The 25,794-nt window shown below is 66.8% G+C and carries 27 protein-coding genes and 2 tRNA genes; 9 read left to right on the top strand and 20 right to left on the bottom strand.

Features of this window, described 5'->3' with window-relative positions:
- The first annotated feature begins 372 nt into the window (after positions 1-372).
- Positions 373-1,128 (top strand): alpha/beta fold hydrolase, encoded by a 756-nt coding sequence (locus AC1DZT_RS13485; protein WP_478007149.1) that lies wholly within the window; start codon positions 373-375, stop codon positions 1,126-1,128.
- A gap of 47 nt (positions 1,129-1,175) precedes the next feature.
- Positions 1,176-1,568 carry a lysozyme inhibitor LprI family protein gene (locus tag AC1DZT_RS13490; protein WP_478007150.1) on the top strand — a complete coding sequence of 131 codons (393 nt, stop codon included), beginning with the start codon at positions 1,176-1,178 and terminating at the stop codon, positions 1,566-1,568.
- 127 nt (positions 1,569-1,695) lie between these two features.
- Here the strand turns inward: AC1DZT_RS13490 and AC1DZT_RS13495 are convergent, their stop codons facing one another.
- The 7 genes from AC1DZT_RS13495 to bcoG form a co-directional block, all read right to left on the bottom strand.
- Complete coding sequence (locus tag AC1DZT_RS13495; RefSeq protein WP_478007151.1) at positions 1,696-2,490, bottom strand: carnitinyl-CoA dehydratase; 795 nt, start codon at positions 2,488-2,490, stop codon at positions 1,696-1,698.
- 1 nt (position 2,491) lies between these two features.
- Positions 2,492-4,483: an acetate--CoA ligase family protein gene (locus AC1DZT_RS13500; RefSeq protein WP_478007152.1), complete on the bottom strand. Its 1,992-nt coding sequence runs from the start codon at positions 4,481-4,483 to the stop codon at positions 2,492-2,494.
- A gap of 291 nt (positions 4,484-4,774) precedes the next feature.
- A complete protein-coding gene (locus tag AC1DZT_RS13505) occupies positions 4,775-5,938 on the bottom strand; it encodes an acyl-CoA dehydrogenase family protein (protein WP_478007153.1) in 1,164 nt (387 codons plus the stop codon).
- A 20-nt stretch (positions 5,939-5,958) separates the two neighbouring features.
- The gene (locus AC1DZT_RS13510; RefSeq protein WP_478007154.1) at positions 5,959-6,714 is read right to left on the bottom strand and encodes an SDR family oxidoreductase; all 756 of its coding nucleotides are present in this window, start codon (positions 6,712-6,714) and stop codon (positions 5,959-5,961) included.
- The gene (locus tag AC1DZT_RS13515) at positions 6,711-8,177 is read right to left on the bottom strand and encodes a carnitine 3-dehydrogenase (protein WP_478007155.1); all 1,467 of its coding nucleotides are present in this window, start codon (positions 8,175-8,177) and stop codon (positions 6,711-6,713) included. The genes AC1DZT_RS13510 and AC1DZT_RS13515 overlap by 4 nt, the downstream gene beginning before the upstream one ends.
- 21 nt (positions 8,178-8,198) lie before the next feature.
- Positions 8,199-8,630 carry a hypothetical protein gene (locus tag AC1DZT_RS13520; RefSeq protein WP_478007156.1) on the bottom strand — a complete coding sequence of 144 codons (432 nt, stop codon included), beginning with the start codon at positions 8,628-8,630 and terminating at the stop codon, positions 8,199-8,201.
- A gap of 7 nt (positions 8,631-8,637) precedes the next feature.
- Positions 8,638-9,552: a 3-dehydrocarnitine:acetyl-CoA trimethylamine transferase BcoG gene (gene bcoG / locus AC1DZT_RS13525; RefSeq protein ID WP_478007157.1), complete on the bottom strand. Its 915-nt coding sequence runs from the start codon at positions 9,550-9,552 to the stop codon at positions 8,638-8,640.
- Positions 9,553-9,625: 73 nt separating this feature from the next.
- Here bcoG and AC1DZT_RS13530 point away from each other — a divergent pair, with 73 nt between their 5' ends.
- Positions 9,626-10,594, top strand: a complete 969-nt coding sequence (locus AC1DZT_RS13530; RefSeq protein WP_478007158.1) for a GlxA family transcriptional regulator — start codon at positions 9,626-9,628, stop codon at positions 10,592-10,594.
- A 3-nt stretch (positions 10,595-10,597) separates the two neighbouring features.
- Here the strand turns inward: AC1DZT_RS13530 and AC1DZT_RS13535 are convergent, their stop codons facing one another.
- Both AC1DZT_RS13535 and AC1DZT_RS13540 read right to left on the bottom strand, forming a co-directional pair.
- On the bottom strand, positions 10,598-10,891 hold the full coding sequence (locus AC1DZT_RS13535) for a DUF1330 domain-containing protein (protein ID WP_478007159.1): 294 nt from the start codon (positions 10,889-10,891) through the stop codon (positions 10,598-10,600).
- Positions 10,891-11,574 (bottom strand): GntR family transcriptional regulator, encoded by a 684-nt coding sequence (locus AC1DZT_RS13540; RefSeq protein ID WP_478007160.1) that lies wholly within the window; start codon positions 11,572-11,574, stop codon positions 10,891-10,893. Before AC1DZT_RS13540 ends, AC1DZT_RS13535 begins: the two co-directional genes overlap by 1 nt.
- 93 nt (positions 11,575-11,667) lie before the next feature.
- Here AC1DZT_RS13540 and AC1DZT_RS13545 point away from each other — a divergent pair, with 93 nt between their 5' ends.
- From AC1DZT_RS13545 to AC1DZT_RS13565, 5 genes are read left to right on the top strand one after another with little or no spacing between them, the layout of a single operon-like run.
- Positions 11,668-12,270: an amino acid synthesis family protein gene (locus tag AC1DZT_RS13545; RefSeq protein ID WP_478007161.1), complete on the top strand. Its 603-nt coding sequence runs from the start codon at positions 11,668-11,670 to the stop codon at positions 12,268-12,270.
- A complete protein-coding gene (locus tag AC1DZT_RS13550) occupies positions 12,242-13,033 on the top strand; it encodes an alpha/beta fold hydrolase (RefSeq protein ID WP_478007162.1) in 792 nt (263 codons plus the stop codon). Before AC1DZT_RS13545 ends, AC1DZT_RS13550 begins: the two co-directional genes overlap by 29 nt.
- Entirely contained in the window at positions 13,030-13,944 is a 915-nt protein-coding gene (locus AC1DZT_RS13555; RefSeq protein WP_478007163.1) for a flavin reductase family protein, read from the top strand. The genes AC1DZT_RS13550 and AC1DZT_RS13555 overlap by 4 nt, the downstream gene beginning before the upstream one ends.
- Positions 13,941-14,978, top strand: coding sequence for an LLM class flavin-dependent oxidoreductase (locus AC1DZT_RS13560; RefSeq protein WP_478007164.1), 1,038 nt, complete (start codon positions 13,941-13,943; stop codon positions 14,976-14,978). The genes AC1DZT_RS13555 and AC1DZT_RS13560 overlap by 4 nt, the downstream gene beginning before the upstream one ends.
- Before the next feature lie 8 nt (positions 14,979-14,986).
- Entirely contained in the window at positions 14,987-16,453 is a 1,467-nt protein-coding gene (locus tag AC1DZT_RS13565) for an aldehyde dehydrogenase (protein WP_478007165.1), read from the top strand.
- A gap of 2 nt (positions 16,454-16,455) precedes the next feature.
- Here the strand turns inward: AC1DZT_RS13565 and AC1DZT_RS13570 are convergent, their stop codons facing one another.
- From AC1DZT_RS13570 to rplU, 7 genes are all read right to left on the bottom strand, one after another.
- The gene (locus tag AC1DZT_RS13570; RefSeq protein WP_478007166.1) at positions 16,456-17,397 is read right to left on the bottom strand and encodes a 5-oxoprolinase subunit C family protein; all 942 of its coding nucleotides are present in this window, start codon (positions 17,395-17,397) and stop codon (positions 16,456-16,458) included.
- Positions 17,394-18,056 (bottom strand): 5-oxoprolinase subunit B family protein, encoded by a 663-nt coding sequence (locus AC1DZT_RS13575; protein ID WP_478007167.1) that lies wholly within the window; start codon positions 18,054-18,056, stop codon positions 17,394-17,396. Before AC1DZT_RS13575 ends, AC1DZT_RS13570 begins: the two co-directional genes overlap by 4 nt.
- 3 nt (positions 18,057-18,059) lie before the next feature.
- Positions 18,060-18,821 carry a LamB/YcsF family protein gene (locus AC1DZT_RS13580; protein WP_478007168.1) on the bottom strand — a complete coding sequence of 254 codons (762 nt, stop codon included), beginning with the start codon at positions 18,819-18,821 and terminating at the stop codon, positions 18,060-18,062.
- 189 nt (positions 18,822-19,010) lie between these two features.
- The gene (locus AC1DZT_RS13585) at positions 19,011-20,000 is read right to left on the bottom strand and encodes a GNAT family N-acetyltransferase (protein WP_478007169.1); all 990 of its coding nucleotides are present in this window, start codon (positions 19,998-20,000) and stop codon (positions 19,011-19,013) included.
- 1 nt (position 20,001) lies between these two features.
- Positions 20,002-20,562, bottom strand: a complete 561-nt coding sequence (locus AC1DZT_RS13590) for a GNAT family N-acetyltransferase (RefSeq protein WP_478007170.1) — start codon at positions 20,560-20,562, stop codon at positions 20,002-20,004.
- Between the two features lie 122 nt (positions 20,563-20,684).
- A complete protein-coding gene (gene rpmA, locus AC1DZT_RS13595; protein ID WP_478001700.1) occupies positions 20,685-20,954 on the bottom strand; it encodes a 50S ribosomal protein L27 in 270 nt (89 codons plus the stop codon).
- Between the two features lie 6 nt (positions 20,955-20,960).
- The gene (gene rplU / locus AC1DZT_RS13600; protein WP_478007171.1) at positions 20,961-21,416 is read right to left on the bottom strand and encodes a 50S ribosomal protein L21; all 456 of its coding nucleotides are present in this window, start codon (positions 21,414-21,416) and stop codon (positions 20,961-20,963) included.
- 294 nt (positions 21,417-21,710) lie between these two features.
- On the opposite strand from rplU, the gene AC1DZT_RS13605 reads away from it, so the two are divergent.
- Positions 21,711-21,800, top strand: a tRNA-Ser gene (locus AC1DZT_RS13605).
- 70 nt (positions 21,801-21,870) lie between these two features.
- Here AC1DZT_RS13605 and AC1DZT_RS13610 read toward each other — a convergent pair.
- The 4 genes from AC1DZT_RS13610 to AC1DZT_RS13625 form a co-directional block, all read right to left on the bottom strand.
- On the bottom strand, positions 21,871-22,479 hold the full coding sequence (locus AC1DZT_RS13610) for a peptide chain release factor-like protein (protein ID WP_478007172.1): 609 nt from the start codon (positions 22,477-22,479) through the stop codon (positions 21,871-21,873).
- A gap of 1 nt (position 22,480) precedes the next feature.
- Entirely contained in the window at positions 22,481-23,575 is a 1,095-nt protein-coding gene (locus AC1DZT_RS13615; RefSeq protein WP_478007173.1) for an RNA ligase RtcB family protein, read from the bottom strand.
- A gap of 252 nt (positions 23,576-23,827) precedes the next feature.
- Complete coding sequence (locus AC1DZT_RS13620) at positions 23,828-25,222, bottom strand: RtcB family protein (RefSeq protein WP_478007174.1); 1,395 nt, start codon at positions 25,220-25,222, stop codon at positions 23,828-23,830.
- A gap of 148 nt (positions 25,223-25,370) precedes the next feature.
- Positions 25,371-25,446, bottom strand: a tRNA-Gln gene (locus tag AC1DZT_RS13625).
- Positions 25,447-25,794 lie beyond the last annotated feature (348 nt).

The following is a 25,794-nucleotide window of genomic DNA, read 5'->3' on the forward strand; positions in this document are numbered from 1 at the left end:
CCGCCCCCCTCGCCCGATGTGTCCCGCGACACATCGGCCCGCGCCTGCCTGCCCGTGGGCGCGAGTCGTCGCCGCACCTGCCCAGTCAGGCGCGCCCCGATTTCCCCCTTTCAGCCCGCGGCACAAACCCCCTTGGCCTCCAGCCGACGGCCCGGGCAAGGCTCCCCTGAAGCCTCGCCTCGTCGCGCCGGGGGTCTCGTCCTGTTGGGTCCGGTTAACGCCGCGATTTACCGAGTTTAACGCGGTGAACCGCCGCGCCTCTGCTACCCTGTTCCGCGTCTCGATCGCCGTTGCCGCCTCCGGAACGCCCCTGCGCGCAAGGCCATTCACCCCTGTTTTTCCCGCCATACCAAAAGGTTAGGATATGATGCCATGCAAAACCCTCTCCTCCGACTTGCCGCCGTCGCTTGTCTGTCCGCGTTGCCCCTGATGGCGCAGGCCGAGTCCCCGGTCCGCAATGTGGTGCTGGTGCACGGCGCCTTCGCCGATGGCTCGGGCTGGAAAGCCGTCTGGGACATCCTGACCAGGGAGGGCTACAACGTCGCCGTGGTTCAGCCGCCGGAAACCTCGCTCGCCGATGATGTCGCGGCCACGACCCGCGTGATCAAGGAGATCAAGGGTCCGGTGATCCTCGTCGGGCACAGTTATGGCGGGGTGGTGATCACCCAGGCCGGCAACCTGCCCGAGGTCAAGGGGCTCGTCTACATCGCCGCCCTGATGCCGGATGCGAACGAGGATATCGGCGCCCTGCGCAAGACCTTTCCGGCGTCGAACAACAATGTCATCAACACCGATGGGTTCCTGACGATCGATCCCGACCACTTCCACGAGGATTTCGCCGCCGACAGTTCCGCCGAAACGGCGGCCTTCCTGGCCCGGTCTCAGGTGCCGGTCAACGTCAAGGAGGCGCTTGGCGGCAAGGTGACCGAGGCCGCCTGGCACAACCGGCCCGTCTGGTACGCGGTCGCAACGCAGGATCGCAAGATCGACCCCGACTTTGAACGCTTCATGGCAAAGCGCGCCGGGGCCACCACGATCGAGATCGTGGGCAGCCACAGCATCTATCTGTCACAACCGCAGAAGGTGGCAGACCTGATCAAACAGGCGGCGGCAGGCGCGGCCAAGTAACGCGCCCCGGCGTTGACGGCAGCCCTGGTGGTTTCTACGATTGAGCGATGCAATCAATCCCTGCCCTGCCCCTGATTTTCGCATGCGGCATCGCAGGCTCGCCGGGACTGGCGCAAATGCGCAGCGAAGAGGAGTGTCTTCGCCTGCGCCCGGACATCGTTTCCCCTGTCGAGATGACGATCTGCACCAGTGATTCAGATGGCGCGGCGCAAGCGCTTGCCACAGTCCTCGCTGACCTCGGCGCGCGTCTTCCGGATGCCGACCGCGCCACCTTTGACCGGGCGCAACAGGCATGGGTCCGGTATCGGGATGCGGAGTGCATCTGGGAGGCGGGCGGAAACCCCGGAAGCACGGGAAACAGCGCCGCAATCATCGCCTGCACCGCCGACATGAACCGTGCCCGCGCGGAACGCCTCAAGCAGGACTTGAAGGAACGCTAGTGAGGGTGTCCCGGCGGGGACATTCACCCTCTCCCCGCCTTAACAAAAGGTGAATAGAATTCACCTTTCCCCATTAAATCAACCCGTTACCACAGATTGCACGCGTGCAAAGCCCCCCTTTGCACGCCTATTTCCCCTTCCAGACCGGGTCCCTCTTCTCGGCAAAGGCCCGGGCGCCTTCCAGCTGATCCTCCGAGGAATAAAGCCTGTCCACCGTCGCCAGCTGCCGTTTCGTGACGCGGTTCAAGGCGTCCTGAAAGCGCAAAGCCTCGGCCTCGCGGACCACTTCCTTGATCGCCGCGTAAACCAGCGGCGGGCCGGATTCCAGAAGCCGCGCCAGATCCCAGGCCTTGGAGAGCAGGTCGGCCGGCGTGGTGATCTCCTTCACGATGCCCCAGCGCAACGCCTCCTCGGCATCGAACCAGCGCCCGGTCAGCAAAAGGTCCATCGCGACATGATAAGGAATCCGCTTGGGCAGCTTGATCGAGGCCGCATCGGCCACGGTGCCCGACCGGATCTCCGGCAAGGCAAAGGTCGCGTTGGAGGAGCACAGGATCAGATCGGCCGACAAGGCCAGCTCCAGCCCACCGCCGCAGCAGATGCCATTGACGGCGGCAATCACCGGCTTGTTCAGATTGGGAAGCTCTTGCAAGCCGCCAAAGCCGCCGACGCCATAGTCTCCATCCACCGCATCGCCCTCGGCCGCAGCCTTGAGGTCCCAGCCGGGGCAGAAGAACTTCTCCCCCGCCGCGCGCACGATACAGACCCGAAGGCTGTCATCATCGCGGAAATCGCGGAACACCAGCCCCATGACCCGGCTCGTCTTGAGGCTGATCGCATTGGCCTTGGGCGCGTCGAGCGTGACCTCGAGGATCGCGCCCTCACGCCGGGTCTTGATCGGACCTTCGGTTCTCATCTCCATCTCACGCTCTCCTGATCAGGGCATCCACCGCCACGGCGCCGCTGTCGCGGAGGAGGACGGGGTTGATTTCAATCTCTTCAAGGCCAGGGTCGGCGGCCATCACAGCGCCAAGCCGCACCGCCAAACCCGCCAGCGCCGCAACATCCGCCTTCTTGCGCCCCCGGTAGCCGTCAAGCAACGGCCAAAGCCGCAGCTTGCGCAGGGCCGCCATGACCTCGGCCTCGGTCGCGGGCAGGACGAGGGTCACGGTATCGGCCAGAACCTCCGCCGTCACGCCGCCCATGCCCAGCGTCAGGCTGACGCCATAGACCGGGTCGCGCCGCAGCCCGACGAGGATTTCGGCCACGGCACCGGTCACCATCTCCTCCAAGAGGTATCCGGTGGCCCCCGCCATCTCGGCCTGCCCTTCCAGCGAGGTCAGACCCAGCCGCACTGCCCCCGCCTCGGTCTTGTGAGCAAAGCCGAGGCCTTTCAGGGCAAAGGGGGCGGTCAGGCCATCCGCCTGCGCCGCAACCTCGGCCAGGGTCTTGCCAGTCACCGAACGGGGCACATCGACCCCGGCGCTGGACAGCAGGGCCTTGCCCTCGGCCTCCGACAAGAGATGGCTCTCGCGCGGCGGCAGGGGTGCCAGCGGCACCCATCCCTCAAGCCCCGCCGGGGTTTGCGCCGCCCGCAGCGCGGCCAGCGCGGTTTCCAGGCCCATCAGCACGCAAACGCCCGAAGCGATCAGCCGCGCCGCCTCTCCCTCGGCGAAATTCTCCGGCATCGAGGCGACGGGGAAGGCCGGCCTCCCGGTGTTGGCCTGCGCGGCCACGATCGCATCGAGGGCCGGCTGATAGCCGGAGGGGTCGCAGCGGTCCGCGCGTGGCGTGTCGATGATATAGATGCCGGCGTCATAGCCCGACAGCATGGTGGTGAAGACATCCGTGGTGCGCGGACCGTCGCCCCAGATGAAGGTGTGGTAATCCAGCGGGTTGGCCACGGTGACGATCGGGCCGAGGATCTCGCCCAGCCTTTGCCGCACGGCTGCCGGAACCGGAGGGAAGTCGATGCCGAAGGGCGCGGCCAGATCCGCCACGAGGCCCGCCTCGCCCCCCGAACAGGACAGCGAGCAAAGCGCGGTGCCAAGCCCCAGCCCATGGACGTGGAAGATCTTCAGCGTCTCGATCAGCTCGGAGGGCGTGTCTACCTCCGCCACCCCGATCTGGCGCAGGAAGGCGCTTGAGGCGGCACCACCCCCAGCCAAAGACGCGGTATGCGAGGCGGCGGCGGTGCGGCTCAACTCGGTCTTGCCGGATTTGATCAGGGCGATGCCCTTGCCCATGGCGCGTGCGCGCTGCGCCAGCCGGGCAAACGCCGCGGCATCGTCGATGCCCTCGACATACATGCCAAGCGCCGTCACCCGCGGATCATCCAGCAAGGCGCCGGCCAGTTCCGCGAGACCCACCACGGCGGCATTGCCAAGACAGGCGACATAGGACACCGGAAGCCCGCGCTTCTGCATGCCCAGATTGATCACGATGTTCGAAGACTGGCTGATCAGGGCCACGCCCTTCTCGACCGGAACCCCGCCATGCTGATCCGGCCAGAGGAGCGCGCCATCAAGGTAATTGATCACCCCATAGCAATTCGGCCCGAGGATCGGCATCTCCCCCGCGGCGGCGACCAGCCGGGCCTGCAACTCCGGCTCGCCCGCTTCGGTCCAGCCCGAGGCAAAACAGATCGCCCCACCCGCCCCCATCGCCGCCAGCCCCGCCACCACATCGACGGTGGCAAAGCGGTTGACCCCGATGAAGGTCGCATCCGGTGCCGAGGGCAGATCGGCCAGCGAAGCATAGGCCTTCAACCCGCCAATCTCGGCCTTGGTCGGATGCACCGGCCAGACCTCACCGGCAAAACCCATCTTGCGACACTGTTCGATGACGTTGAGCGCCCAACCCGCGCCCAGAACGGCGATGGTCTTCGGGCGCAACAGGCGGTCGAGGCGCGTCATGCCAGGGCTCCGCGTCGGTTGAGGCGGCCGGGGGCCAGCCCCCGGACCCCCGGGATATTTATGGACCAATGAAATTGCGCGGCAAGACGCCCTGCCCCGATCCAACGAGGCAGGGAATCTTCACCGGTCACCGTCATCGGGGTCCCCCCCTGTTCGGTGATGTCAGCATGGCAGCAAATAGTTAAGATCTCGTGCATTTCATTGGTCCATAAATATCCCGGGGGTGAGCCCGGCACGGGCGAGGGGGCAGCGCCCCCTGATTTTTCGCCGAAAAATCGTCGCTCCAGCGGGTCAGGCGCCCAAGGGGCGCAGGAGTTCGCGGCTGATGATGTGGCGCTGGATTTCCGAGGTGCCTTCCCAGATCCGCTCGACCCGTGCATCGCGCCAGATGCGTTCGAGGGGGAGTTCCTCCATCAGGCCCATGCCGCCGTGGATCTGGATCGCCTCGTCGGCCACCATCGCCAGGACCTCGGTCGCTTTCAGCTTGGCCATCGACATGTCGGCCTCGGTCACCGTGCCCTGGTCGTATTTCCACGCGGCTTCGCGGGTCAGAAGTTCCGCCGCCTTCAGCTCCATCGCCATGTCGGCCAGCTTGAAGGAGATGCCCTGGAACTTGCCGATCTGCTGGCCGAACTGCTTGCGCTCGGCGGCGTAGCTCAGGGCATGGCCCATCGCGCGTTCGGCGCGGCCGAGGCAGGTGGAGGCGACTTGCAGCCGTGTCGCGCCGAGCCAGGAATTGGCCACCTCGAACCCCTTGTGCGCCTCGCCGAGGATCTGGCGCTTGTTCACGCGGCAATCGTCGAATTCCAGCACCGCATTGGTGTAGCCGCGGTGCGAGACGTTGCGGTAGCCCTCGCGGACGTTGAAGCCCTTGGTGCCCTTGTCGACGAAGAAAGCGGTGATCTTCTTTTTCGGGCCGCGCGGGGTGGCCTCCTCGCCCGTCGCCATGAAGACGATGGCAAAGCCCGCCAGATCGGCATGGGAGATGAAATGCTTGGTGCCGTTCAGCACCCAGTCATCGCCGTCTTCGCGGGCCGAAGCCTTCATACCGCGCAAGTCCGACCCGGCGCCAGGTTCGGTCATGGCAAGGCAATCCCAGGTCTCGCCCCGGATGCAGGGCATGAGGTACTGCTCGCGCTGTTCGGCATTCCCGGCCAGCAGGATGTTCGAGGGCCGCGCCACGCAGGTCCAGTGCAGGGCATAATTGGCCCGGCCGAGCTCCTTTTCGTAAAGCAGCCAGCTCAGCGTATCCAGACCCGCGCCGCCCACTTCGGCGGGCATGTTGGCGGCGTAAAGCCCGGCCTCCATCGCCTTCTTCTGGATCTCGCGGATCAGTTCCAGCGGCAGATGGCCGCTCCGCTCCACCGCCGCCTCATGCGGGTAAAGCTCGCGCTCCACGAAAGTGCGCGTGGTGTCGACGATCATCTGCTGTTCTTCGTTCAGGCCGAAATCCATTGGTGCCCGTCCCTTTGAGGTTATTGGGGGTCCACGTTGTAGGTCATGCCATCGACCGCCAGCGCCTGGCCCGAGACCATGCGCGCGCCGTCGGAGGCGAGGAAAAGCGCCATTTCCGCCACGTCCTGCGGGTCGGACAGGCGCTTGAGAGCCGTGCCCGAAGCATAGCCCTCGCGCACGGCGTCGGGGGTCAGGCCCTTGGCCGCGGCTTCGGCCGCGATTACCGCGTCGATGCGCGGGCCGGTGACCGAGCCGGGGCAGATCGCATTGGCGCGGATGCCATAGGGGCCAAGCTCCATCGCCACGGTCTTCATCAGCCCGATGACACCCCATTTCGCCGCCACATAGGGCGCGCGGTAGGGCGTGCCATAAAGGCCCGAGGTCGAGGAGGTGAAGATCATCACCCCCGCCCGCGCCGGTTTCATCAGCCGCGCCGCATATTTCGCCGCCAGCATCGCGCCGTCGAGGTTGACGCCAAGGCATTGGTGCCAGGCCTCCAGCGGCATGTCTTCGATCGCCGCCGTTGGCCCCTTGATCCCGGCATTGGCGCAGAGCACGTCGAGGCCGCCCCAGTCGCGGGCGATGTCGGCAAACAAGGCCTCCATCCCCGCCTCATTGGCGGCATCGACTTGGCTGCCCCTGATGCCCGGCGGCAGGGCGGCGATCATCGCCGCATCGACATCCGTCACCCAGACGCGGTGGCCTGCGGCCTGGAAGGCCTCGGCCATCACCAGACCGATGCCATTCGCGCCTGCGGTGATCAGGACACGTTTCACTTCTTCTGCCCCACGGCGCGGCCGGCCCCTTCGGGCAGCGGCAGGACGGCTTGCGCCTCAGCGATGGCCTTCAGCTTGCCCCAGACCTCGGGCGACGCCGCAACCGTCTTGCCCGCCGCCATATCGACATGGAGGCAGAGCTGTTCGATCGTCGCCACGCATTCCTCGCCCTTCATGATCCGCACGAAGGAGCGGAAGCGCTTCTCGTCAGCCGACAGAATCTGGATCGTGCCCAGAAGCCGGTCGCCGAGCTTGGCCTCGCCCAGATGGCGGATATGGGTTTCGGCGGAATAGTAGGAATGCCCCGCCTTCACATAATCCATCCCCGCCCCGATCAGCCGCAGAAAGGCGTCCACGGTTTCAGAATTGGCAAAGTAATAGCGGCTTTCGGTCATATGGCCGTTGTAGTCGATCCAGCCCGGCAGGACCTGCATATGGGCCATCGCCAGCGGGGCCGCTTTGGGCGCGGTATCGGTGGCCTCGTTGAAGACCGCCGCGCGCGCCTCGTCATGTTCGCGCAGAACCTTGCCCGCGCCCCAGTTGCGGTCCTTCAGCGCGCGCAGGAAGCCGATCAGGTTGCTGTCGCGGATCCGCTCCAGCTCGCGGATCGAATGCATCCCCGATTGCGCATCAGACTGGCCGGCGATCAGGTCGACGAGTTCGTCGTTGAACTCGGGCACATCCATCAGCTTGGTCCAGGGCCAGGTCAGGCAGGGCCCGAACTGCGCCATGAAATGCTTCATCCCGGCCTCGCCGCCGGCAACGCGGTAGGTCTCGAACAGGCCCATCTGACCCCAGCGCAGGCCAAACCCCATGCGGATCGCCTCGTCGATCTCTTCGGTCGTGGCGATGCCGTCCTTGACCAGCCACAGAGCCTCGCGCCAGACGGCTTCGAGGAAGCGGTCGGCGATATGGGCGTCGATCTCCTTGCGGACATGCAGGGGGAACATGCCGATGTCTTTCAGGATCTGCTTGGCCGCCTCGATCACCTTGGCATCCGACCGGGGCGAGGGGACGACCTCGGCCAGCGGCAAGAGGTACACCGGGTTGAACGGGTGGGCGACGAAGATCACCCCGGGGTTGGCAGCGCCCTCCTGCAGTTCCGAAGGCTTGAAGCCCGAGGTGGAAGAGCCGATCGGCGTGCCGAGCCCCGCCGATTGCTGGATCTGCGAGAAGACCCGGTGCTTGAGGTCGAGCCGCTCCGAGACGGATTCCTGAATGTAATCCGCGCCTTCCACCGCCTCGGTGATGGTGGCGGCGAAGCTGAGCTTGCCCTCGGCGGGCATCGGCACATCGCTGAGCGCCGGCAGAGCTGCCCGCGCATTGGCCAGCACTTCGCTGATCTTGCGCTCGGCCTGCGGATCGGGGTCGAACACCGAAACGTTCCAGCCGTTGAGCAGGAACCGCGCCGCCCAACCACCGCCGATCACGCCACCACCAATGATTGCTGCTTTTCTGGTCATCATAGTTCCCTTTGGTTTTCTTTATTGGACGATCTCTTGCCGGTGCCCGTTTTCATCAAGTTGGGTCCACGAGCCTCGCCCTCTCTGCGCAGCGCACTGGTGGGTGTCTCCATCGCAAAAGAGTGAGCAATCCGTTGATTTAGAACAAGACTTCCCCGCGTCAGCAGCATCAGGATAGGGATAGACGCAAAACACGCCAGGTATCAAAATATCGTAGCCCCTGACTGCGCCACCTTCCGCTTTGCATTTCGCCTCGGCAGCGGCGTTATCTTTTACCGTGCGGGCCGGACAGATCTGAGGAGTAGGCTTGGCCGGGTCCAGCCGGTTCACGCACTCGGCATTCGGCAAGGGCGCTCCTGCTGGCGTTACCCAGTTGATGACCGGCGAGCAGGCCAAGGCCAAGGCACCAAGGCCCGCCAGCGTTCCGATCATCCAGAGACGATATTTCGTCATCTCACCCTCACTTCGGCAGCGGCGCTCGCTTCTCCAGCTTCAGCTTGGCGCGCACCTCGGCCGGGGTGATGACCCGGGCGCCGAGGTTGGAGATGATGGTCACCGCCCGCTCCACCAGTTGCGCGTTGGTGGCCAGCACGCCTTTGTCGAGCCAGAGGTTATCCTCCAGACCGACGCGGACGTTGCCGCCGGCCAGAACGGCGGCTGCGACATAGGGCATCTGGTTGCGGCCGATGGAGAAGGCGCTCCAGAACCAGTCGGCGGGCACGTTGTTGACCATGGCGAGGAAGGTGTTGAGGTCATCCGGCGCGCCCCACGGCACGCCCATGCACAGCTGCACCAGGGTCGGCGCGGGGATGACGCCCTCTTTCGCCAGTTCCTTGGCAAGCCAGAGATGGCCGGTGTCAAAGGCCTCGATCTCGATCCGCACGCCGGCCGCCGTCATCCGGCGCGCCATGTCGCGCAGCATGCCGGGGGTGTTGACCATGACGTAATCGGCCTCGTTGAAGTTCATCGTGCCGCAATCGAGGGTGCAGATCTCGGGCCGGCATTCGACGACATGGGCGACGCGCTCGGTGGCGCCGGCCATGTCGGAATGGCCTGCCATCTGGTTCATCTTCTCGGTGCCGTCGAACAGAAGGTCGCCGCCCATGCCGGCGGTCAGGTTCAGGACCACGTCGGTGCCCGAATCGCGGATGCGCTCGGTCACTTCGCGGTAAAGCTTGGGATCGCGCGAGGGTTTGCCGGTTTCCGGGTCGCGGACGTGGCAATGGACGATGGCAGCCCCAGCCTTGGCAGCGTCGATCGCCGATTTGGCGATCTGTTCGGGCGAGCGCGGCACATGGGGGCTGCGGTCCTGCGTGCCGCCCGATCCGGTGACGGCACAGGTGATGAAGACTTCGCGGTTCATGGCGAGGGGCATGGGGGTCCTCCAATTGGGTTGCAGGCACCATAACGGGCTTGGCACGGCGCGCTTGACGATTTACGAAATCCTCATGTCAAAAAGCGCATCAATTTTCACTCCTTCGCGAGAGGCCCTGACCCTGGCCCTGCTGGTCCTGCCGCAGTCCTCGATTCTGGAGGTCGCCTCGACGCTGGACCCGATGCGATCGGCCAACCGGCATCTGGGGCATGAGGCCTACCGTTGGCGCGTGGTGTCGCCGGACGGGCGGGCGGTGCCCCTGACCTGCGGGATCGAACTGCCTTCGTCGGGGCCGCTCGCCTCGGCCGAGGGGGCGGATGCCTTGGTGGTGATCGCGGGGTTCCGCCAGTCCGAGGTGGCGACGGCCCCCCTGATCCGCGATCTGTCGCGGATGGCGGGGCGGTTTGCCGCCGTGGGCGGGATCGATGCGGCGCCCTGGGTCATGGCGCGGGCGGGGCTTTTGTCGGGCCACCGCGCCACGGTGCATTGGGAGGATCAGGAGGATCTGGCCGCAGCCCACCCCGATGTCGATGTGGTGCCCGACCGCTGGGTGATCGACCGCAACCGCTTTACCGCCGGGGGGGCTGCGCCTGCCGCTGATCTGATGCTGCATCTGATCGGGTCGCGCCACGGGCCGGGTCTCGCGCGGCAGGTCGCGGCCTCCTTCCTGACCACCCCGCGCCCGGGGGGCGAGCCGCAGATGGCGCCCTCTCCCCTCACCGACCGGCGGCTGGACCCGCGGGTGGCGCAGGCCGTGGCGCGGATGGAGGCGCGGATCGACGCGCCCGAAACGGCGGCAGAGACGGCCAGCGCCATCGGCCTGTCGCCCCGGCGGCTTGAGACGCTGTTCCGCCAGTCCCTGCAGACCACGCCCGCGGCCTTTGCCTTGGGCCTACGGCTGCAGGCGGCGCGGCGGATGATCACCGACACGCGGCACCCCCTGGCCGAGGTCGCCCTGCGCTGCGGCTTCACCAGCGCCTCGTCCCTGTCGCGCGCCTTTCGCCAGCAGTTCGGCCAGCCGCCAAGCCTTTTGCGGCGTTAGGGCTTAGCCTGGCAGGCCGTCGACGATGACGATCTGCACCCTTGCCGCGCCTTCCCGTTCGGCGCTGGCGGCGGCATATTCGGGCGAGGCATAGCAGGCGCGGGCCGCTTCAAGGCTGGGAAATTCGATCACCACATGGCGGTCGTAGTCCGCCGGACCCTCTACCACCTCGCTTGCGCCACCCCGGGCGAGGAACCTGCCGCCATGTGCCGCAAAGGCGGCGGGGCCAAGCGCCTGATAGCCCTTGTAGCGGGCGGGGTCGGTGACGGTGACATGGGCGATCCAATAGGCGGGCATCAGCTTTCCTCGGCTTGCAACAGGCGGCGGGCGATCAGGGCGGCTTCGGTCAGGTGGTCATGCACGGCCTGGCCTGCACCCGCCACATCATTGGCGGCGATGGCGTCGCAGATCCGCGTCATGCGGGCGAGGCCCGAGACGTTTCGTTCCTTGGTGGCAAGCGTCAGGGCGCGCAGCCGGCTGATCCTGCCATTGAGGCGCTGGACGATCTCCCAGGCGATCTCATGCCCTGCGGCCAAGAAGATCACCTCGTAGAACCGCGTGGTCGCCTGAAACAGGGCGAGGCTTTGGCCTTGGGCAAAGGCCGCCTCGATGCCGTGCAAAGCCTCGGTCAGGCGGGACTTGACACCGGCATCGGCCACTTCGGCGCAGGCGCGGGCAGCGCCCTGTTCCAGAAGCAGGCGGATGTCGTAGATCTGCCGCGCCTGCGCCCAGTCAAGCGTCGCCACCGTGGGGCCGCGGTTGGGCAGGGAGTCCACCAGACCCTCGGCCTCGAGAATCCGGATCACCTCGCGCACGACCGAGCGGCTGACGCCAAGCTGATCGCAAAGCGTGCGCTCCACCAGCCGGGCGCCGCTGGCGAAACGCCCCGACAGGATGGCATCGCGCATCCGGCCCAGCACGATCTCGCGCAGGGTCTGGGGCATCTGTTCGATCTTCAGGTCGTCATAGGGCTGGTCCATGCCGCCCTTTAAGCATTTTTCGCCGGCCCGCGCAAGTTTTCTTGACATGTTGTCTGATGGTATACCAAAATAGCAGAAACCACGGAGAGACTCATGCCCGCGCAGATCCGCAAGACCCTGACCCATGTCGAGACCACCTTCATCGAGGGCGGCAAGCTGGCCGCCCGCCCCCTGGTGCTGATCGCCGCCGCCGCCGTCCTCAAGAACCCTTGGGCCGGTCGCGGCTTTGTCGAGGATCTGGCGCCGGAGATCCGCGAAGTTGCCCCGGTGCTGGGCAAGCTTCTGACCGAGATGATCCTGGAGCGCACCGGCGGCGGCGCAAATGTCGAAGGCTATGGCAAATCCGCCGTGGTGGGTCTGGATGGCGAGGTCGAACATGCCTCGGCCCTGATCCACACCCTGCGCTTCGGCAACCATTACCGGACGGCGGTGGGGGCGAAATCCTACTTGTCTTTCTGCAACACGCGGGGGGGTGCAAATGCGCCGGTGATGATCCCGCTCATGCACAAAGACGATGAGGGGGCCCGCTCGCATTACCTGACTATCCATTTCGCCATTCCCGATGCGCCTGCGGCGGATGAGATCGTGGTCGCGCTTGGCGCCTCGATCGGCGGGCGGCCGCATCACCGGATCGGCAACCGCTACAAGGATCTGGAGGAGCTGGGCCATGACGCCAAGAACCCTGCAGGCGTCTGACGGCACCACCCTCCGCTGGATCGAGGCGGGCAGCGGCGCGCCTCTGGTCCTGATCCACGGCGTGGGCATGCGGGCCGAGGCCTGGGGCCCGCAGATGGGCCTGCCGGGTCGGGTGATCGCGCTGGACATGCCGGGGCATGGCGGCACCTCTGCCCTGCCGAAGGGCGCCCTGCTGCCCGATTACGTCGCCTGGGCGGCGCGCAGCATGGAAGACCTGGGCCTGACCTCGGCCAGCGTGGCCGGGCATTCGATGGGGGCGCTGGTCGCCTTGGGCCTCGCCGTGACCCATCCCGACAAGGTGCGCCGCGTGGCGCTGTTGAACGGCGTCCACCGCCGCACGGCAGAGGCACGGGCGGCGGTCGTGGCGCGGGCAGAGGCGATTGCGGCGGGGGATTTCGACCTTGAAACCCCGCTCAACCGCTGGTTCCAGCCGGGGGAGGAGGATGTGCGCGCCGCTGTCGCAGGCTGGCTGTCGCAGGTCGACCGGGCTGGCTATGCGGCGGCCTATCGCGCCTTCTCTCTTGGCGATGACATCTATGCCGGTGATCTGGCCCGCATCGCCTGCCCGGCCCTGATGCTGACCGGGGCGGGGGATGCCAACTCCACCGCCGAGATGGCCGAGGCGATGGCCAAGGCCGCCCCGATGGGACATTCCGTGGTGATCGAAGGCCACCGCCACATGGTCAATCTGACCGCCCCCGCCGCCGTCAACGACGCCCTGACCCGCTGGCTTGCCACAAAACCGATGGAGAGACGCGCATGAGTGATCCAGACGCCCGCCGCCGCCTGCGCGACGCTTTCGGCACCTTCATGACCGGGGTGACGGTGGTCACCACCATGGCCGAGGGCAAGCCTTTGGGCTTCACCGCCAATTCCTTCTCCTCCGTCTCGCTGGAACCGCCGCTTCTGCTGGTCTCCATCGCCAAGGCCTCGGCCAATTACGCGGCCTTCACCGCCGCAAAAGGCTTTGCGATCAACGTTCTGGCCGAGGATCAGCGCGAGGTGTCCAACACCTTCGCAAGGCCCGTCGCCGACCGTTTCAGCATGGTGGACTGGCAGCAAAGCCCGCATGGCGCGCCGATCCTCGCCGGTGTTTCGGGCTGGTTCGACTGTGCGATGCATCAGGTGGTCGATGCCGGCGACCATGCCCTGCTGATCGGCCGAATCGAGGCGTTTTCAGCCAACACCTCCTCAGGCCTCGGCTATTACCGGGGCAGCTATTTCACCGCGACGGCCAGCGCCGTGGCCCCCGGCCCCGATGTCGTGATCAGCGCCATCATCGAGAAGGCGGGCACCGTCCTTCTGATCGACGACGGTTTCGGCGGCCTGACGCTGCCCACCGCCAAGGTCGGGCGCGACGGCGCCACCGCCGCCCTGACCCGCCTTCTGGAAGGGCTGCACCTGCAGGCCAGCCCCGGCTTCATCTATTCCGTCTTCGAAGACGTGGCGCGCGGCCATCAGCACATCGCCTTCCGCTGCCCCTGCACCGGGGGCACGCCCGCCCGGGGCGCCTTTGTCGACCTTGCCCCCGACAGCCTTGGCGACATCACCGACCCGCCCCTGCGCATCATGCTGGACCGGCTGGCCGAGGAAACCCTCCACGGCAATTTCGGCATCTATTTCGGCAACCAGACCTCGGGCCGCGTGGCCAAAGTGGCAGGAGAGACCCCATGAAATTCTCGCTTTTCGTCCATATGGAGCGGCTCTCGGCCGATGTCCCGCACCAGCAGCTTTATGAGGAGATGATCGAGCTTTGCCGCATCGCCGACGAGGGCGGCATGCACGCGATCTGGACGGGCGAGCATCACGGGATGGATTTCACCATCGCCCCCAACCCCTTGCTGAACCTGGTGGATCTGGCACGCCGCACCAAGAATGTGCGGCTTGGCACCGGCTCGATCATCGCGCCCTTCTGGCATCCGATCCGCCTGGCCGGCGAGGCCGCGATGGCCGATATCATCATGGATGGCCGCCTGGAGCTTTGCGTGGCGCGCGGCGCCTACAGCTTTGAATACGAACGCCTTTCGCCCGGTCTGGACGCCTGGAACGCGGGCCAGAAGATGCGAGAGCTGATCCCCGCGGTCAAGGCGCTGTGGCAGGGCGATTACACCCATGACGGCCAGTTCTGGCAATTCCCGAAAACCACCTCGGCCCCCCTGCCCCTGCAACAGCCGCATCCGCCGATCTGGGTCGCGGCGCGCGACATCAACAGCCATGAATTCGCCGTCGCCAATGGCTGCAACGTGCAGGTGACGCCGATGCATCAAGGGGACGAGGAAGTCCAAAGCCTGATGGACAAGTTCAATTCCGCTTGCGCCAAATACTCCGACCTGCCGCGCCCCAAGATCCTTGTCCTGCGCCACACCTATGTGGCCGACAGCGAGGACGACGCCATGCAGGCCGCGCGCGAGCTTTCGGTGTTTTTCAACTACTTCGCCGCCTGGTTCCGCAATGAAAAGCCGGTGAACATGGGCCTGATCGAAACCATCCCGGACGCCGAGATCGCCGCCAATGCCACCTATGCGCCCGAGGTCCTGCGCAAGAACCACATCGTCGGCGAACCGGCCGAAGTGATCGCGCGGGTCAAATCCTACGAGGCGATGGGCTACGACGAATTCGCCATCTGGATCGACAGCGGCATGAGCTTTGAGCGCAAGAAAGCCTCGCTGCAACGCTTCATCGCCGACGTCATGCCGGCCTTCGCCTGAGGACAGATATGGACCGCTTCCAGCTTTACATCGACGGCGCCTTTGAAGACGGCGCGGCCCAGTTCGAAAGCCTTGATCCGGCGACCGGCGCGCCCTGGGCCCTGATGCCCGAGGCGCAGGAGGACGAGGTCAACCGCGCGGTCGCCGCAGCCGACCGCGCCTTTCGCTCCGGCCCCTGGCCGAAGCTGACCGCCACGGCGCGGGGTAAGCTCTTGATGAAGCTGGCAGATCTGGTCCAGGCCGCCGCCCCGCGGCTGGCCGCGCTCGAAACCCGCGACACCGGCAAAATCATCCGCGAAACCTCGGCCCAGATTGCCTATGTGGCGGACTACTACCGCTATTACGCGGGCCTCGCCGACAAGATCGAGGGCGCCCATCTGCCGATCGACAAGCCGGATATGGAGGTCTGGCTGCGCCGCGAACCCATCGGCGTGGTGGCGGCCATCGTGCCCTGGAACAGCCAGCTGTTCCTGTCGGCGGTCAAACTGGGCCCGGCCCTGGCGGCGGGCTGCACCGTGGTGCTGAAAGCGTCAGAGGACGGGCCCGCCCCGCTTCTGGAATTCGCCAAACTGGTGCAAGAGGCGGGCTTTCCGCCCGGCGTGGTCAATGTGATCACAGGCTTTGGCCCGCGCTGCGGCCATGTGCTGACCTGCCACCCGAAGGTGGCGCATATCGCCTTTACCGGCGGGCCGGGCACGGCGCGGGCGGTGGTGCGCAATTCCGCCGAGAACCTCGCCTCGACCTCGCTGGAGCTGGGCGGCAAATCGCCCTTCATCGTCTTTGCCGACGCCGATCTGGACAGCGCCGCCAATGCCCAGGTCTCGGGCATCTTTGCCGCCACCGGGCAAAGCTGTGTGGCCGGATCACGCCTTCTGGTCGAGCGCGGGGTGAAAGACGCCTTCCTGGCCAAGCTGAAAGCCAAGGCCGAGGCGATCCGCATCGCCGCCCCCGATCTGATGACGACCGAGGTCGGGCCGCTCTGCACCCAGCGCCAGCGCGCGCATATTGAGACGACCATCGCGGCCTCGCTCGCGGCGGGGGCAAGGCTCGTCACCGGCGGGCGGGCGATTGCGGGGCCGGGGTTTTACTTTCCGCCCACCATCCTTGATTGCTCTGACGCCCCCGAAGCCCCGGCCCTGGGCCAGGAGTTCTTCGGCCCGGTCCTGTCGGTCATGGCTTTCGACAGCGAGGACGAGGCGGTGGACCTGGCCAATGCCACGGAGTACGGCCTGGCCTCGGGGGTCTTTACCGCCTCTCTCACCCGGGCGCACCGGATGATCCGCGCCCTGCGCGCCGGGGTGGTCTGGGTCAACACCTACCGCGCCGTCTCACCCATCGCGCCCTTTGGCGGGCATGGGCTGTCGGGCCATGGGCGCGAGGGTGGGTTGGCGGCGGCGCTCGATTACACCACGACCAAAACCGTCTGGCTGCGCACCTCGGATGACCCGATCCCCGATCCTTTCGTGATGCGCTGAGGTCAGGCCCGGTCCGGACGGGCCAGATAGTCGCGCAGCGCCTTGGCCCGCTGTCGCGCGATGGCCACCGCCTCGCCCGGCGAGACGAAGCGAAAGCGCACCTCGTCCCTTGGCCTGAGTTGCACGAAACCGTCCAGATCATCCGACAGGACGGTGGCGATCTTCGGATAGCCGCCGGTGGTCTGATGATCGGCCAGCAGCACCGTCGCCACCCCCTCGCCCGAGACCTGGACCGAACCGCGCAGGATCGCCTCCGAGGGGATCGACAGGGCGCCCTGCGGTTTCAGCGCCGGGCCGCGCAGCCGAACACCCATCCGGTCATAGGCATCGGTCAGCTGGAAGGCCTGGCTGGTGAAATCCTCCAGCGTGTCGGGGGCGAAGAAGCGGTCCTGCGGGCCTGCCACAGCATTCAGCAGGGCCCTTGGCCGCGCCCAGACCGGGCAGGGAATCGGGGCCTCCCCGGGATGGGAACGCGCGTCAGTGACCTCGATCTCCTGCCCCGCGACCAGCCTGCCACCGCCGAGCCCGGAAGGCCCATGCGTCGCCGAACTGTCCAGCCAGCGTGGTGCGGCAAGTACCCCGGCAAAGGCCAGATAGGTCCAACTGCCCCAGGGGCCGGGGCGGATCACCAGCCGCTCGCCTTGCTGCAACCGCATGATTTCCCAGGACCCGCGCCGCCTGGCGCCCTGTTGGACGACAAAGCCACCGCCGACCACCGCCAGCGTGACGGCGCCCTCGACAGCCTCCAGCGTCAGGCCACCCAGAGAGACCTCGATGGCCGTGGACCCCGCCGGATTGCCCAGGGCGGCATGGGCGATGGCAAAAGCCTTGGCATCCATCGGGCCGGAAGCGGGCACGCCAAAGCGCATCATCCCGCGCCGCCCGCCGTCCTGGAAGGTGACATGGGGGCCGGCAAAGACCACGCGAAGACGGGCCGCCGTCATCGGAAGGCCTCGTCGTCGCTGCGGATGCGGCGGAAGCGGACCTTGTCGCCCACGTCGAACAGAAAGGGCCGTGCCGGATCGCCGGTCAGGATGCGGGTGGGCGAGCGTCCGATGATCCACCAGCCGGTCGGCATGGTGAGGGTCGTGACCAGACATTGCGCCCCGGCGATGATGACGCTGCCCGCCGCGATGCCGCGCAGGGGGCTGGGCTTGCGGTCCAGCTGGATCGGCTTCGGCAGGCCACCGAGATAGGCATAGCCGGGAGCAAAACCATACATGAAGACGCTGTAATCGCCCGCGAGATGGGCCGCGATCACCGCCTCTGGCGCAAGGCCGGTCAGGCGCGCGACCTCGGCCAGATCGGGGGAATTCTCATAGCAGACCAGCACCTCGCGGGTGGCCTGGGCGGCTCTGGCCGGGCCCGCAGCGCCCTGGGTCAGGGCCCGCAGATGCGCTTCGACCTCGGCATGGTCCGTCACCAGAGGGTCGAAATCCACCAGCACATTGACGAACCCGGGGATCGCCTCGCGCAGGCCCGGGAAAGGATGCGCCGCCAGCGCCTGGTCGAGGGCCAGGACGGCATCATGCGCGCTGTCGGTGATGGAGGCGCCAAACTCCACCAGAAGGGCATGGTCGGCCACGGGGCGGAACAGTGCCATGGCTCAGCCGGCGAAGGCAGCAAGGGTGACCCCCGAAGCCATCAGCCGGGCGCGGATCTCTTGCGCCATGGCGACGGCATGCGGGCTGTCGCCGTGGATGCAGATCGATTGGGCCGCGAGGGGGATCGGCGGACCATCGACCACCGGCATCAGCCCGGTCTCCAGAAAGCGCAACAGCCGGTCGGCGGCGGTGCCGGCGTCGCGGATCATCGCATCGGGCCGGCTGCGCGGCACCAGGCGACCGGTGGAGAGATAGGCCCGGTCGGCAAAGATCTCGGAATAGACCGGGTGGCCCGCGGCGCGCGCGGCCAGTTCGACCTCGGTCCCCGAGATGGCCAGAAGCGCCAGGTCGGGCGAAATGGCGCGCGTGGCGGCGAGGATCGCCTCGGCGACGTCGCGGCGGTCGGCGGCGAGGTTGGCCAGCGCGCCGTGGGCCTTGACATAGGCAACCCTTGCCCCGGCGAGGGCTGCAACACCGATCAGGCTGCCGATCTGGGCCGCGACCATGCGGGCGATCTCCTCCGCTGTCATCGGGATCACCCGCCGACCGAACCCCTCGCGATCGGCATAGCCCGGATGCGCCCCGATCACGACACCGTTCCTGGCCGCAAGTTGCAGGGTGGTGAACATGGTCTCGGGGTCGGAGGCATGGCCGCCACAGGCGATATTGGCCGAGGTGACGAGGCCCAGCATCGTGGCATCATCGCCCATGGCCCAGGGACCAAAACCCTCGCCGAGGTCGGAATTGAGATCGATCCTGCGCATGACGCCTCCGCTTTGGCCCATGCAACTATGGCGCGGGTCCGGATTCAAGGCCAGGATGACGGGCCCGCGATTTTTCTGCGAAAAATCAGGGCCGGAATTTTCGCAGAAAATTCGTGGCCTGCGCGGTGTTGCGCACTTCGTCATGTCACGATTTTTCGGCGAAAAATCGGGTGCGGGCCGGCTGCCGGGTCACGGGCGTTGCAGGATCAGGGTCAGGCCGGGGCTTGGGTCGGGGCGGGCGGCGGATGTGCCGATGTCGTGGCCGGACACCTCGAAGCCGAGTTTCTTCAGCACATGCTGCGAGGCGGCATTGTCGGCCCAGACCCCGGCGCCGATCCGGTCGAGCCCGGCGGCGAAAGCCCGGGCGATGGCGGTGCGGCAGGCCTCGCTCGCATAGCCCTGGCCCCAGACCTCCGGCGCCAGCATATAGCCGAGCTCTCCAGCCGCCACGCCGACCGTGCCGATCAGGGCCTTGTCCTTGAATATCCCCCAGACGAAGCCCGGGGCCCGGCTGGGCTGGGCGCGGGTCACGGTGAAGGACAGATCCGCCGGCCAGGGCCATTTCGGGCCAAGCTGCCGGGTCACCGCAAAATGCGCGACGATCCGGTGCAGCGCCTCGGCATCGGTGGCCTGCAGCGGGCGGTAGGTCAGGCGGGCGCTTTCCGCCTCCCATGGCAGGGCAGCGGCATAGGCTGCGGCGCTCAGCGTCAGGTTCACATGCGGGCGGATCGTGTTGAGCGCGCGGCAGGGCACCTGGCCGCGACCGGTCTCGACAAATCCGAGCTTGCGCAGGACCTGGGCCGACGCCGCGTTGCCCTCGAAATAGCCGGCCTCCACGGCGCCGCCGCCACCGGCGAAATGCCAGCCCAGCGCGCCGCGCGCCGCCTCGGTCGCATAGCCCTGACCCTGGGCGCGCGGCATCAGCCAATAACCGAGCCGCCCCTTTTCCAGCCCGAGGATGCCGGCAAAGCCCGCCGCATCCTCCAGCGCGAAGGTCACGCCGGGCTTGGCGAGCTCGCTCTGAAACAGGAAGAAATCAGCGGCTTTATAGGGATAGGGCACCACCGACAGCCAGCCGCTGACCGCGATGTCGTTCAAACCCGCCAGCACCGCGCCCCGATCCTGCGGGGCGACGGGGCGAAGGGAGAGCCGCGCCGTGGCAAATTCGGCGCGGATCATGTCAGGCCAGTTTCTTCATATAGGTCCAGGTGGCCACCCGCGCATTGCGCGCGACCGAGAAGCTTTCGGCATCGCCGAGATATTCAAAGCCCGCATTGGTCAGCACCCGCGCCGAACCGGGATTGTCCTGAAACACCTCGGCAAAGATCGTGCAGTTGCGCTGCGGATTGGCCGCCACCAGCGCCCGCACCGCTTCCGAGGCGATGCCGGTGTTCCAGAAGGCCGGAGCGACCCAATAGCCGATCTCGGACTGGCCGCGATCCCATTTGCTTTCGTCCATCCGCTTGAGGCTGATCACCCCCAGAACCTCGGCCAGGCCGGCGGCCGTGCCGTCGATCACCCAGATATCCTCGGCCCCGCCCCGCTTCATGGCGCGGGCGACGAAGGCCTCCGAAGCGCCGGGCGGCAGGGGATGCGGGATCGATTGCGTCGCCTCGGCCACGCGGCGGTCGCCGGCGTAAAGCGAGAACAGCCCGGCATCCGAGCGGCGGACCGGCCGCAGCAGGAACCGACCAGCGGCAATTTCACCCAGTTTCGGCACATGTGCCATATCAAGCGTCATGGCTTCCTCCTCGAAGCGCATGGGGTGTTTGCACACCCACGGGAACGTCTACCCCCCAAACGAGCCGGGGGACCGGCTTTGCAGCCGACCCCCCGTTTACAAGCCATTTGTAAAGGTTCGGCTTACTCAGCAGCCTCCGCAACCGGGAGGACCGAGATAAAGGTGCGGCCTTTGAGGCCCTTTTTAAAGGTCACGCGGCCTTCGACTTTCGCAAAAATCGTATGGTCGGTGCCCATGCCAACGCCTTCACCCGGGAACCAGGTGGTGCCGCGCTGACGGCAGATGATGTTGCCGGGGATGGCCGCCTGGCCGCCGAACAGTTTCACGCCGAGACGCCGACCGGCGGAGTCACGACCGTTGCGGGACGAACCGCCTGCTTTCTTGTGTGCCATGGAAGATTACTCCTGTGCAGCAGCGGCTTTGGCAGCGCGCTTCGGTTTGGCAGGGGCTTCCACCGCAGCCGGAGCCGCAGCAGCGTTATGGGCAGCGCGGCGCGCATCGGCGGTGCCGGTTGCAGCGGTCACACCGGTCGCATCGGCGCCCGAGGCCAGAACCTCGGTCACACGGACCAGGGTCCATTGCTGACGGTGGCCCTTGGTGCGCTGCGACGAATGCTTGCGGCGACGCTTGACGAAGTGGATCGTCTTTTCGCCCTTGATCTGGTCGATCACGTCGGCCTGAACCGCAGCACCAGCGACGAGCGGGGCGCCCACGGTCACGGTCTCGCCGCCAACCATCAGAATTTCATTGAACTGGATCTTGTCACCAGCAATGGCGGCCAGCTTCTCAACGCGCAGAACGTCACCCGCCTGCACCTTGTACTGCTTGCCACCGGTCTTGAGGACCGCGAACATCTGTCTTCCTTTTCTCTCTCCGCGTCCTTTGGCCCCCGCCCCCGCTTGCACGGGTTTGGACGTTGCCGGGTTGCCCCGCCTTCGAACTGCGCGCCCCTTGCGGGCGACATGACAAAAACCCCGCGCTGCCAGAAGACAGATCGGGATGGCGCATATGCCCCGAGCGGGGGCAGAGAGTCAAGTCTTTGATGAGGGTGAAATCTCTGGAAATGAATCCGGCCTTTTCTCGCATTTTCGGTCTTGCCCTCGCCCCGCCCTGCCGCTAAATCCCGCCCTACTTACGACCCAAGGCACGGAGAGGTGGCGGAGTGGTCGATCGCGCCGGTCTCGAAAACCGGAGTGGGTGCAAGCCCACCGTGGGTTCGAATCCCACCCTCTCCGCCATATGGCTTATCGCAGAACGCTTCGTCTGACCTGGCTTCGGCCGGGTTTTTGGCGTTTTCGGCGGGCCGGGTCATTCGCTGAACTCCGGCCCGAAGAAGCTGCGTTTGGGGTTGCCGCGTTCCAGGACATGGTGCAGCCGGTGCGCGCCGCGGGCGGCCTGGGCCTCGCGCTCGGCCCCTGCGGCCTGGACCAGCTGCCGCAGCCGCTCCAGCGCCCTGGCCTTGTTGCGATGCTGGGAACGTTCGTCGCGCGAGATTGCGACGAAGCCTTTCCATGCGGCGCGGACGGCGCTGTCGGTGGTGTTCTGGTGCTGCCCGCCCGGCCCCCCGGCCCGGAAGCTGGAGAAGGTGACCTCCGCCTCCGGGATTTCAGGCAGGTCGGCGCCGGGGCGGGGCAGCGCGAAGACGCCGACGAACCAGTTGGCCCGCCGATGGTTGGGGCGCAGCGTGCTGTGCTGGCGCCACTGGATCGTGCCGACCCAGGCCCTTGCCAGAAGCTCCGCCGCGGCCCCCTCCACCAGGACGACGATCGAGGCGGGCAGCCCCTCCGCGCCCGAAGTGCTGAGGTCGAGGCCCATCTCCTCGGCCTCGTGCCGCATCCGGCGCAGCACGTGCGTGACGGCCTGGCGGCATTCGACCGGGCCGACGCCGCTGGTGATCAGAAGGCATATCTTGGCCATGTTACTGCCTTTCCACGGTTTTCTTGTAGGTGATCAGCGGGCGCAGCGTGGCGATCGGCATCGCCAGACCGAAGCTCTGCAGATCTGCCAGCACCCCGGCCGCGGATTTGTAGGCCGAGCCAGCCTCTTCGATCAGCAGATCGGGGTCCTCGCACAGGACCAGCCCGCCAAAACCGGTGCGGGTCAAAGCCTGCAGGGTGCTGGCGGTCTTGCGGATCCGGCCATGCATCGAGGCGCGGTCATGCTTGCGTCCGGCGCCATGGGCGAGGGATTTGAACGGCGTCTGCGGCGCGCCGGTGGGTGACAGCAGGTAGCTGAAACTGTCGCGCGACCCTGCCAGCGGCACCGGCCCTGACCCGGCCACCGCAGCACCCTTGCGGTGCAGCCAAAGCCCGTCCGACGCCGACACGAGGTTGTGCGGCGCATCCGCCAGCAGGGTCAGATCGGCGTTCAGCGCCTGGGCCGCCCGGGTGGCAATCGCCAGACGGTTGGCAGCGGCCCAGTCCACCGCATGGTCATGCGCGGCGAGGTAGTGGCGGCCGCTATCGCTGTCGGGATCGAGGCTCGCCTGGCCTTCGACGCTGCGAAACACCGCTTCGCCCAGCGAGCGTGAGCCGGAATGGACAAGCAGGCAAAGGCTTGACCGCGACAGGCCGAGCGTCGCGCCCTCTTCGGTCACAGCCTCGACCGCCTGCAGCTCGCAGAAGTGGTTGCCGCCGCCGATGGTGCCAAGACCCGGCTCCTGCGCGGCGGGAGCCTCCTGCCAGGGGCCTTCCAGCTGGCGCAGGCGGCGGGCGGCCTTGTCAAGCGACAGTTTGCGCAGCGGCAGATCCAAAAGGAACAGCGCCATGCCGCAGCCGATGTCGTTGCCGACCAGCCGCGGATAAAGCCGGTCGGCGAGGAAGGCCGCGCCGACCGGCCCGTGGCGCCCGGGATGCAGGTCGGGATAGGCTGCGACCTGCGCCATGCCGGGCAGGCTGGCGACTTCGGCCAGCTGCGCCGTGGCCCGACCGTCGATCCAGGCGGTTTCAGAGAAGTAATGCGTGATCCTTTGCGCCGCCGCAGCGGTCGCGGACCCCGTGGGGGAAGTGCCCATGATGTCGTCTTTCGGTCAGAAGCGGCCAGCCGAGGCTGGCGGAAGATCAGGTCAGAGCCTGATCAGCTTGCGCGGGGAGATTGGATCAATGACATGTGCAACCTCCCGTTTCTGACACGCGGCCCCATGCCGCAAGACGATGAAGCGCTGGTAGCAGAACCTGTCGGCCACGCAACGCAAGAGAGGGGGCCGCAGGAAAAGGCCCCCGGATTGTGGCCCGGCGGCATCACCGCTGGGCGGGTGATCCCGGCGCTAACGCCGGGACCTTTTGCCGCTCTGCCAGAAGGGGGCGATATCGCCGGCCATGATGCAGCCATAGGGATCGATGTAGTCCTCGATCTCGGCCAGGCCATAGTCCTTGATCTGCCGCACCACCGCATCGGCCCGCTTGTAGCCCGAGGGCAGTTCCGAGGCATCGACCCCGCCGGCATGAAAGCGGATGTCGAGGCCCTTCGTTTCGGCCAGCAGCATCGCCTCCGCCGTCATCCCTGCCCTGCGGCGCCGATGCTCGGTCCGCGAGAAGTTGCGGCCGGCGCCATGCGGGGAGAACCCCAGGGCATGGGCGGCGTCCTTGCCCCGCACGACCAGGACCGGCTCGGCCATGTTCAACGGGATCAGGGTCAGGCCGGTGGCATCGGCGGCATAGCCGTTCCAGGCCGGGGTGGCGCCTTTGCCGTGGTAGTACAGCCCGTCGCGTTCGAAGACGAAGTTGTGCTCGTTCCAGAAGCGGTCGGCGGTTTCGGCCCGCAACCGTTCCACCACGGCCTGATGCAGCGCGTTGTGGTTGGCCTTGGTCCAGCGCCGGATCAGTTGCAGGGCCTCCCAATAGGCGCGGCCCTCCGCGCTATCGGCCGGAATCCAGGCGTTCTGCTTCAGCGTGGCGGGGGAGAGGCTGCGGCGATAGTTCTCCGCCACCTCCATCCCGGCCTTGTAAAGCAACCCGCCCGGCCCGCGCGAGCCGTGATGCGTGACCATGGCGACCCGCCCCGTCTTGCGCGAGCGGCCGACGAAGAGGAAATGGTTGCCGTCACCCTGCGTTCCCATATGCGCCTGCGCTGCCTGCAGCATGCGCCCGCCGTTCAGGAAAACGTTGGCACGGAACCCGTCGAGGAGGTCCAGCGAGACGGAGAACCGCCGCCCGTTCTCGCGCCCGCCGGGGCCGAAATGGGTGATCTCGCTCGCCGCATCCAGCACCGCCTTGGGATCGACATGGCCCAGATCGGTGATCATCACCGAGCAGCAGATATCGGCCGAATGCATCCCAGGATGGATCGCGTTGCGCGCCGCCACCACGCCGCCGACCGGGATGGTCCCGGCAGGTCCGGCCGGGCAGGCATCGGGCATGATGGCCCCGGCCTCGAGGGTCGGGGTCCGCATCAGAAGGCGCATCGTCTCGGCGACATCCGCGATGTTCTGCGCCTCGTCCGCATCTTCGGCCTGGATATTGGCGTGGAAGGGCAGCGCCTCCTGCAGGGGCAATTGCACCACGGGCGCGGGCTTTTCCGCCTCCAGCATGGCGCGGACCCCTTGCGCCGTCATGCCCTGCGTCAGGGCCGCTTCGGCCGCGGCGAGGAGGCCCGAAAAGGCCGGTCCGGGGCGGTGGCCCCAGGCGATCAGGTCGGCACCGGTGATTTTGACTTGGTCCATCATCGTACTTTCTCACATAGGGGGCCCAGGCGCCCGGAATTTGGCGACAGGGTTTGGCGACCGGAATTTGGCGACCGGAATCTGGCGACCGGGACTTCCCGCTCTGCCACTGAGCTACGCGCCGGTCCCCTGCGGGTGCGGGCGAGGCTGGCTGGAAGGGAAGGCCTCGAACCCTCAACCTGCGGGACCAAAACCCGTTGCTCTGCCACTTGAGCTACCTTCCAATGGGCCCCCGGCGACAAGGGGGGAAGAGACTATGGGACCCCGTCCGCACCGTTGGACGCCTGCAAGGAGGGGATTCGAACCCGCTCAGGTTGCCCGGTTTGTGCATGTAGTCCCTTCGGCATTCGCCGGGGCATTCCTCGGTCCCGGCGACGAGGGGAGGCGAGACATAAACCCCCGCTTGACCCGAAGCGCAGTTTGACCTGCGACCTCGGGTGGCCATGGCGTTCCCTGTAGTCCCGCCGGCATTCGCCGGGCGTGGTCTGGTTCAGAAGGACAAGGGGGTGCGAGACAGCGGGTTTCCCCGACCTGTGCAAGGTGATGTAGTCCCGCAGGCATTCCTTCTGCTT

This window comes from Rhodobacter sp. P1_C2, from assembly GCF_056406375.1.

Coding starts and splice junctions, on each gene's coding strand:
- AC1DZT_RS13505 (WP_478007153.1), bottom strand. CDS start 5,938: ATGGATTTCGGCCTGAACGAAGAACAGCAGATGATCGTCGACACCACG.
- rpmA (WP_478001700.1), bottom strand. CDS start 20,954: ATGGCACACAAGAAAGCAGGCGGTTCGTCCCGCAACGGTCGTGACTCC.
- AC1DZT_RS13560 (WP_478007164.1), top strand. CDS start 13,941: ATGAAATTCTCGCTTTTCGTCCATATGGAGCGGCTCTCGGCCGATGTC.
- AC1DZT_RS13500 (WP_478007152.1), bottom strand. CDS start 4,483: ATGACGCGCCTCGACCGCCTGTTGCGCCCGAAGACCATCGCCGTTCTG.
- AC1DZT_RS13575 (WP_478007167.1), bottom strand. CDS start 18,056: ATGGCACTGTTCCGCCCCGTGGCCGACCATGCCCTTCTGGTGGAGTTT.
- AC1DZT_RS13515 (WP_478007155.1), bottom strand. CDS start 8,177: ATGACCAGAAAAGCAGCAATCATTGGTGGTGGCGTGATCGGCGGTGGT.
- AC1DZT_RS13590 (WP_478007170.1), bottom strand. CDS start 20,562: ATGACGCTTGATATGGCACATGTGCCGAAACTGGGTGAAATTGCCGCT.
- AC1DZT_RS13585 (WP_478007169.1), bottom strand. CDS start 20,000: ATGATCCGCGCCGAATTTGCCACGGCGCGGCTCTCCCTTCGCCCCGTC.
- AC1DZT_RS13580 (WP_478007168.1), bottom strand. CDS start 18,821: ATGCGCAGGATCGATCTCAATTCCGACCTCGGCGAGGGTTTTGGTCCC.
- bcoG (WP_478007157.1), bottom strand. CDS start 9,552: ATGCCCCTCGCCATGAACCGCGAAGTCTTCATCACCTGTGCCGTCACC.
- AC1DZT_RS13550 (WP_478007162.1), top strand. CDS start 12,242: ATGACGCCAAGAACCCTGCAGGCGTCTGACGGCACCACCCTCCGCTGG.
- rplU (WP_478007171.1), bottom strand. CDS start 21,416: ATGTTCGCGGTCCTCAAGACCGGTGGCAAGCAGTACAAGGTGCAGGCG.
- AC1DZT_RS13540 (WP_478007160.1), bottom strand. CDS start 11,574: ATGGACCAGCCCTATGACGACCTGAAGATCGAACAGATGCCCCAGACC.
- AC1DZT_RS13485 (WP_478007149.1), top strand. CDS start 373: ATGCAAAACCCTCTCCTCCGACTTGCCGCCGTCGCTTGTCTGTCCGCG.
- AC1DZT_RS13570 (WP_478007166.1), bottom strand. CDS start 17,397: ATGACGGCGGCCCGTCTTCGCGTGGTCTTTGCCGGCCCCCATGTCACC.
- AC1DZT_RS13555 (WP_478007163.1), top strand. CDS start 13,030: ATGAGTGATCCAGACGCCCGCCGCCGCCTGCGCGACGCTTTCGGCACC.
- AC1DZT_RS13565 (WP_478007165.1), top strand. CDS start 14,987: ATGGACCGCTTCCAGCTTTACATCGACGGCGCCTTTGAAGACGGCGCG.
- AC1DZT_RS13520 (WP_478007156.1), bottom strand. CDS start 8,630: ATGACGAAATATCGTCTCTGGATGATCGGAACGCTGGCGGGCCTTGGT.
- AC1DZT_RS13610 (WP_478007172.1), bottom strand. CDS start 22,479: ATGGCCAAGATATGCCTTCTGATCACCAGCGGCGTCGGCCCGGTCGAA.
- AC1DZT_RS13530 (WP_478007158.1), top strand. CDS start 9,626: ATGTCAAAAAGCGCATCAATTTTCACTCCTTCGCGAGAGGCCCTGACC.
- AC1DZT_RS13545 (WP_478007161.1), top strand. CDS start 11,668: ATGCCCGCGCAGATCCGCAAGACCCTGACCCATGTCGAGACCACCTTC.
- AC1DZT_RS13615 (WP_478007173.1), bottom strand. CDS start 23,575: ATGGGCACTTCCCCCACGGGGTCCGCGACCGCTGCGGCGGCGCAAAGG.
- AC1DZT_RS13620 (WP_478007174.1), bottom strand. CDS start 25,222: ATGGACCAAGTCAAAATCACCGGTGCCGACCTGATCGCCTGGGGCCAC.
- AC1DZT_RS13495 (WP_478007151.1), bottom strand. CDS start 2,490: ATGGAGATGAGAACCGAAGGTCCGATCAAGACCCGGCGTGAGGGCGCG.
- AC1DZT_RS13535 (WP_478007159.1), bottom strand. CDS start 10,891: ATGCCCGCCTATTGGATCGCCCATGTCACCGTCACCGACCCCGCCCGC.
- AC1DZT_RS13490 (WP_478007150.1), top strand. CDS start 1,176: ATGCAATCAATCCCTGCCCTGCCCCTGATTTTCGCATGCGGCATCGCA.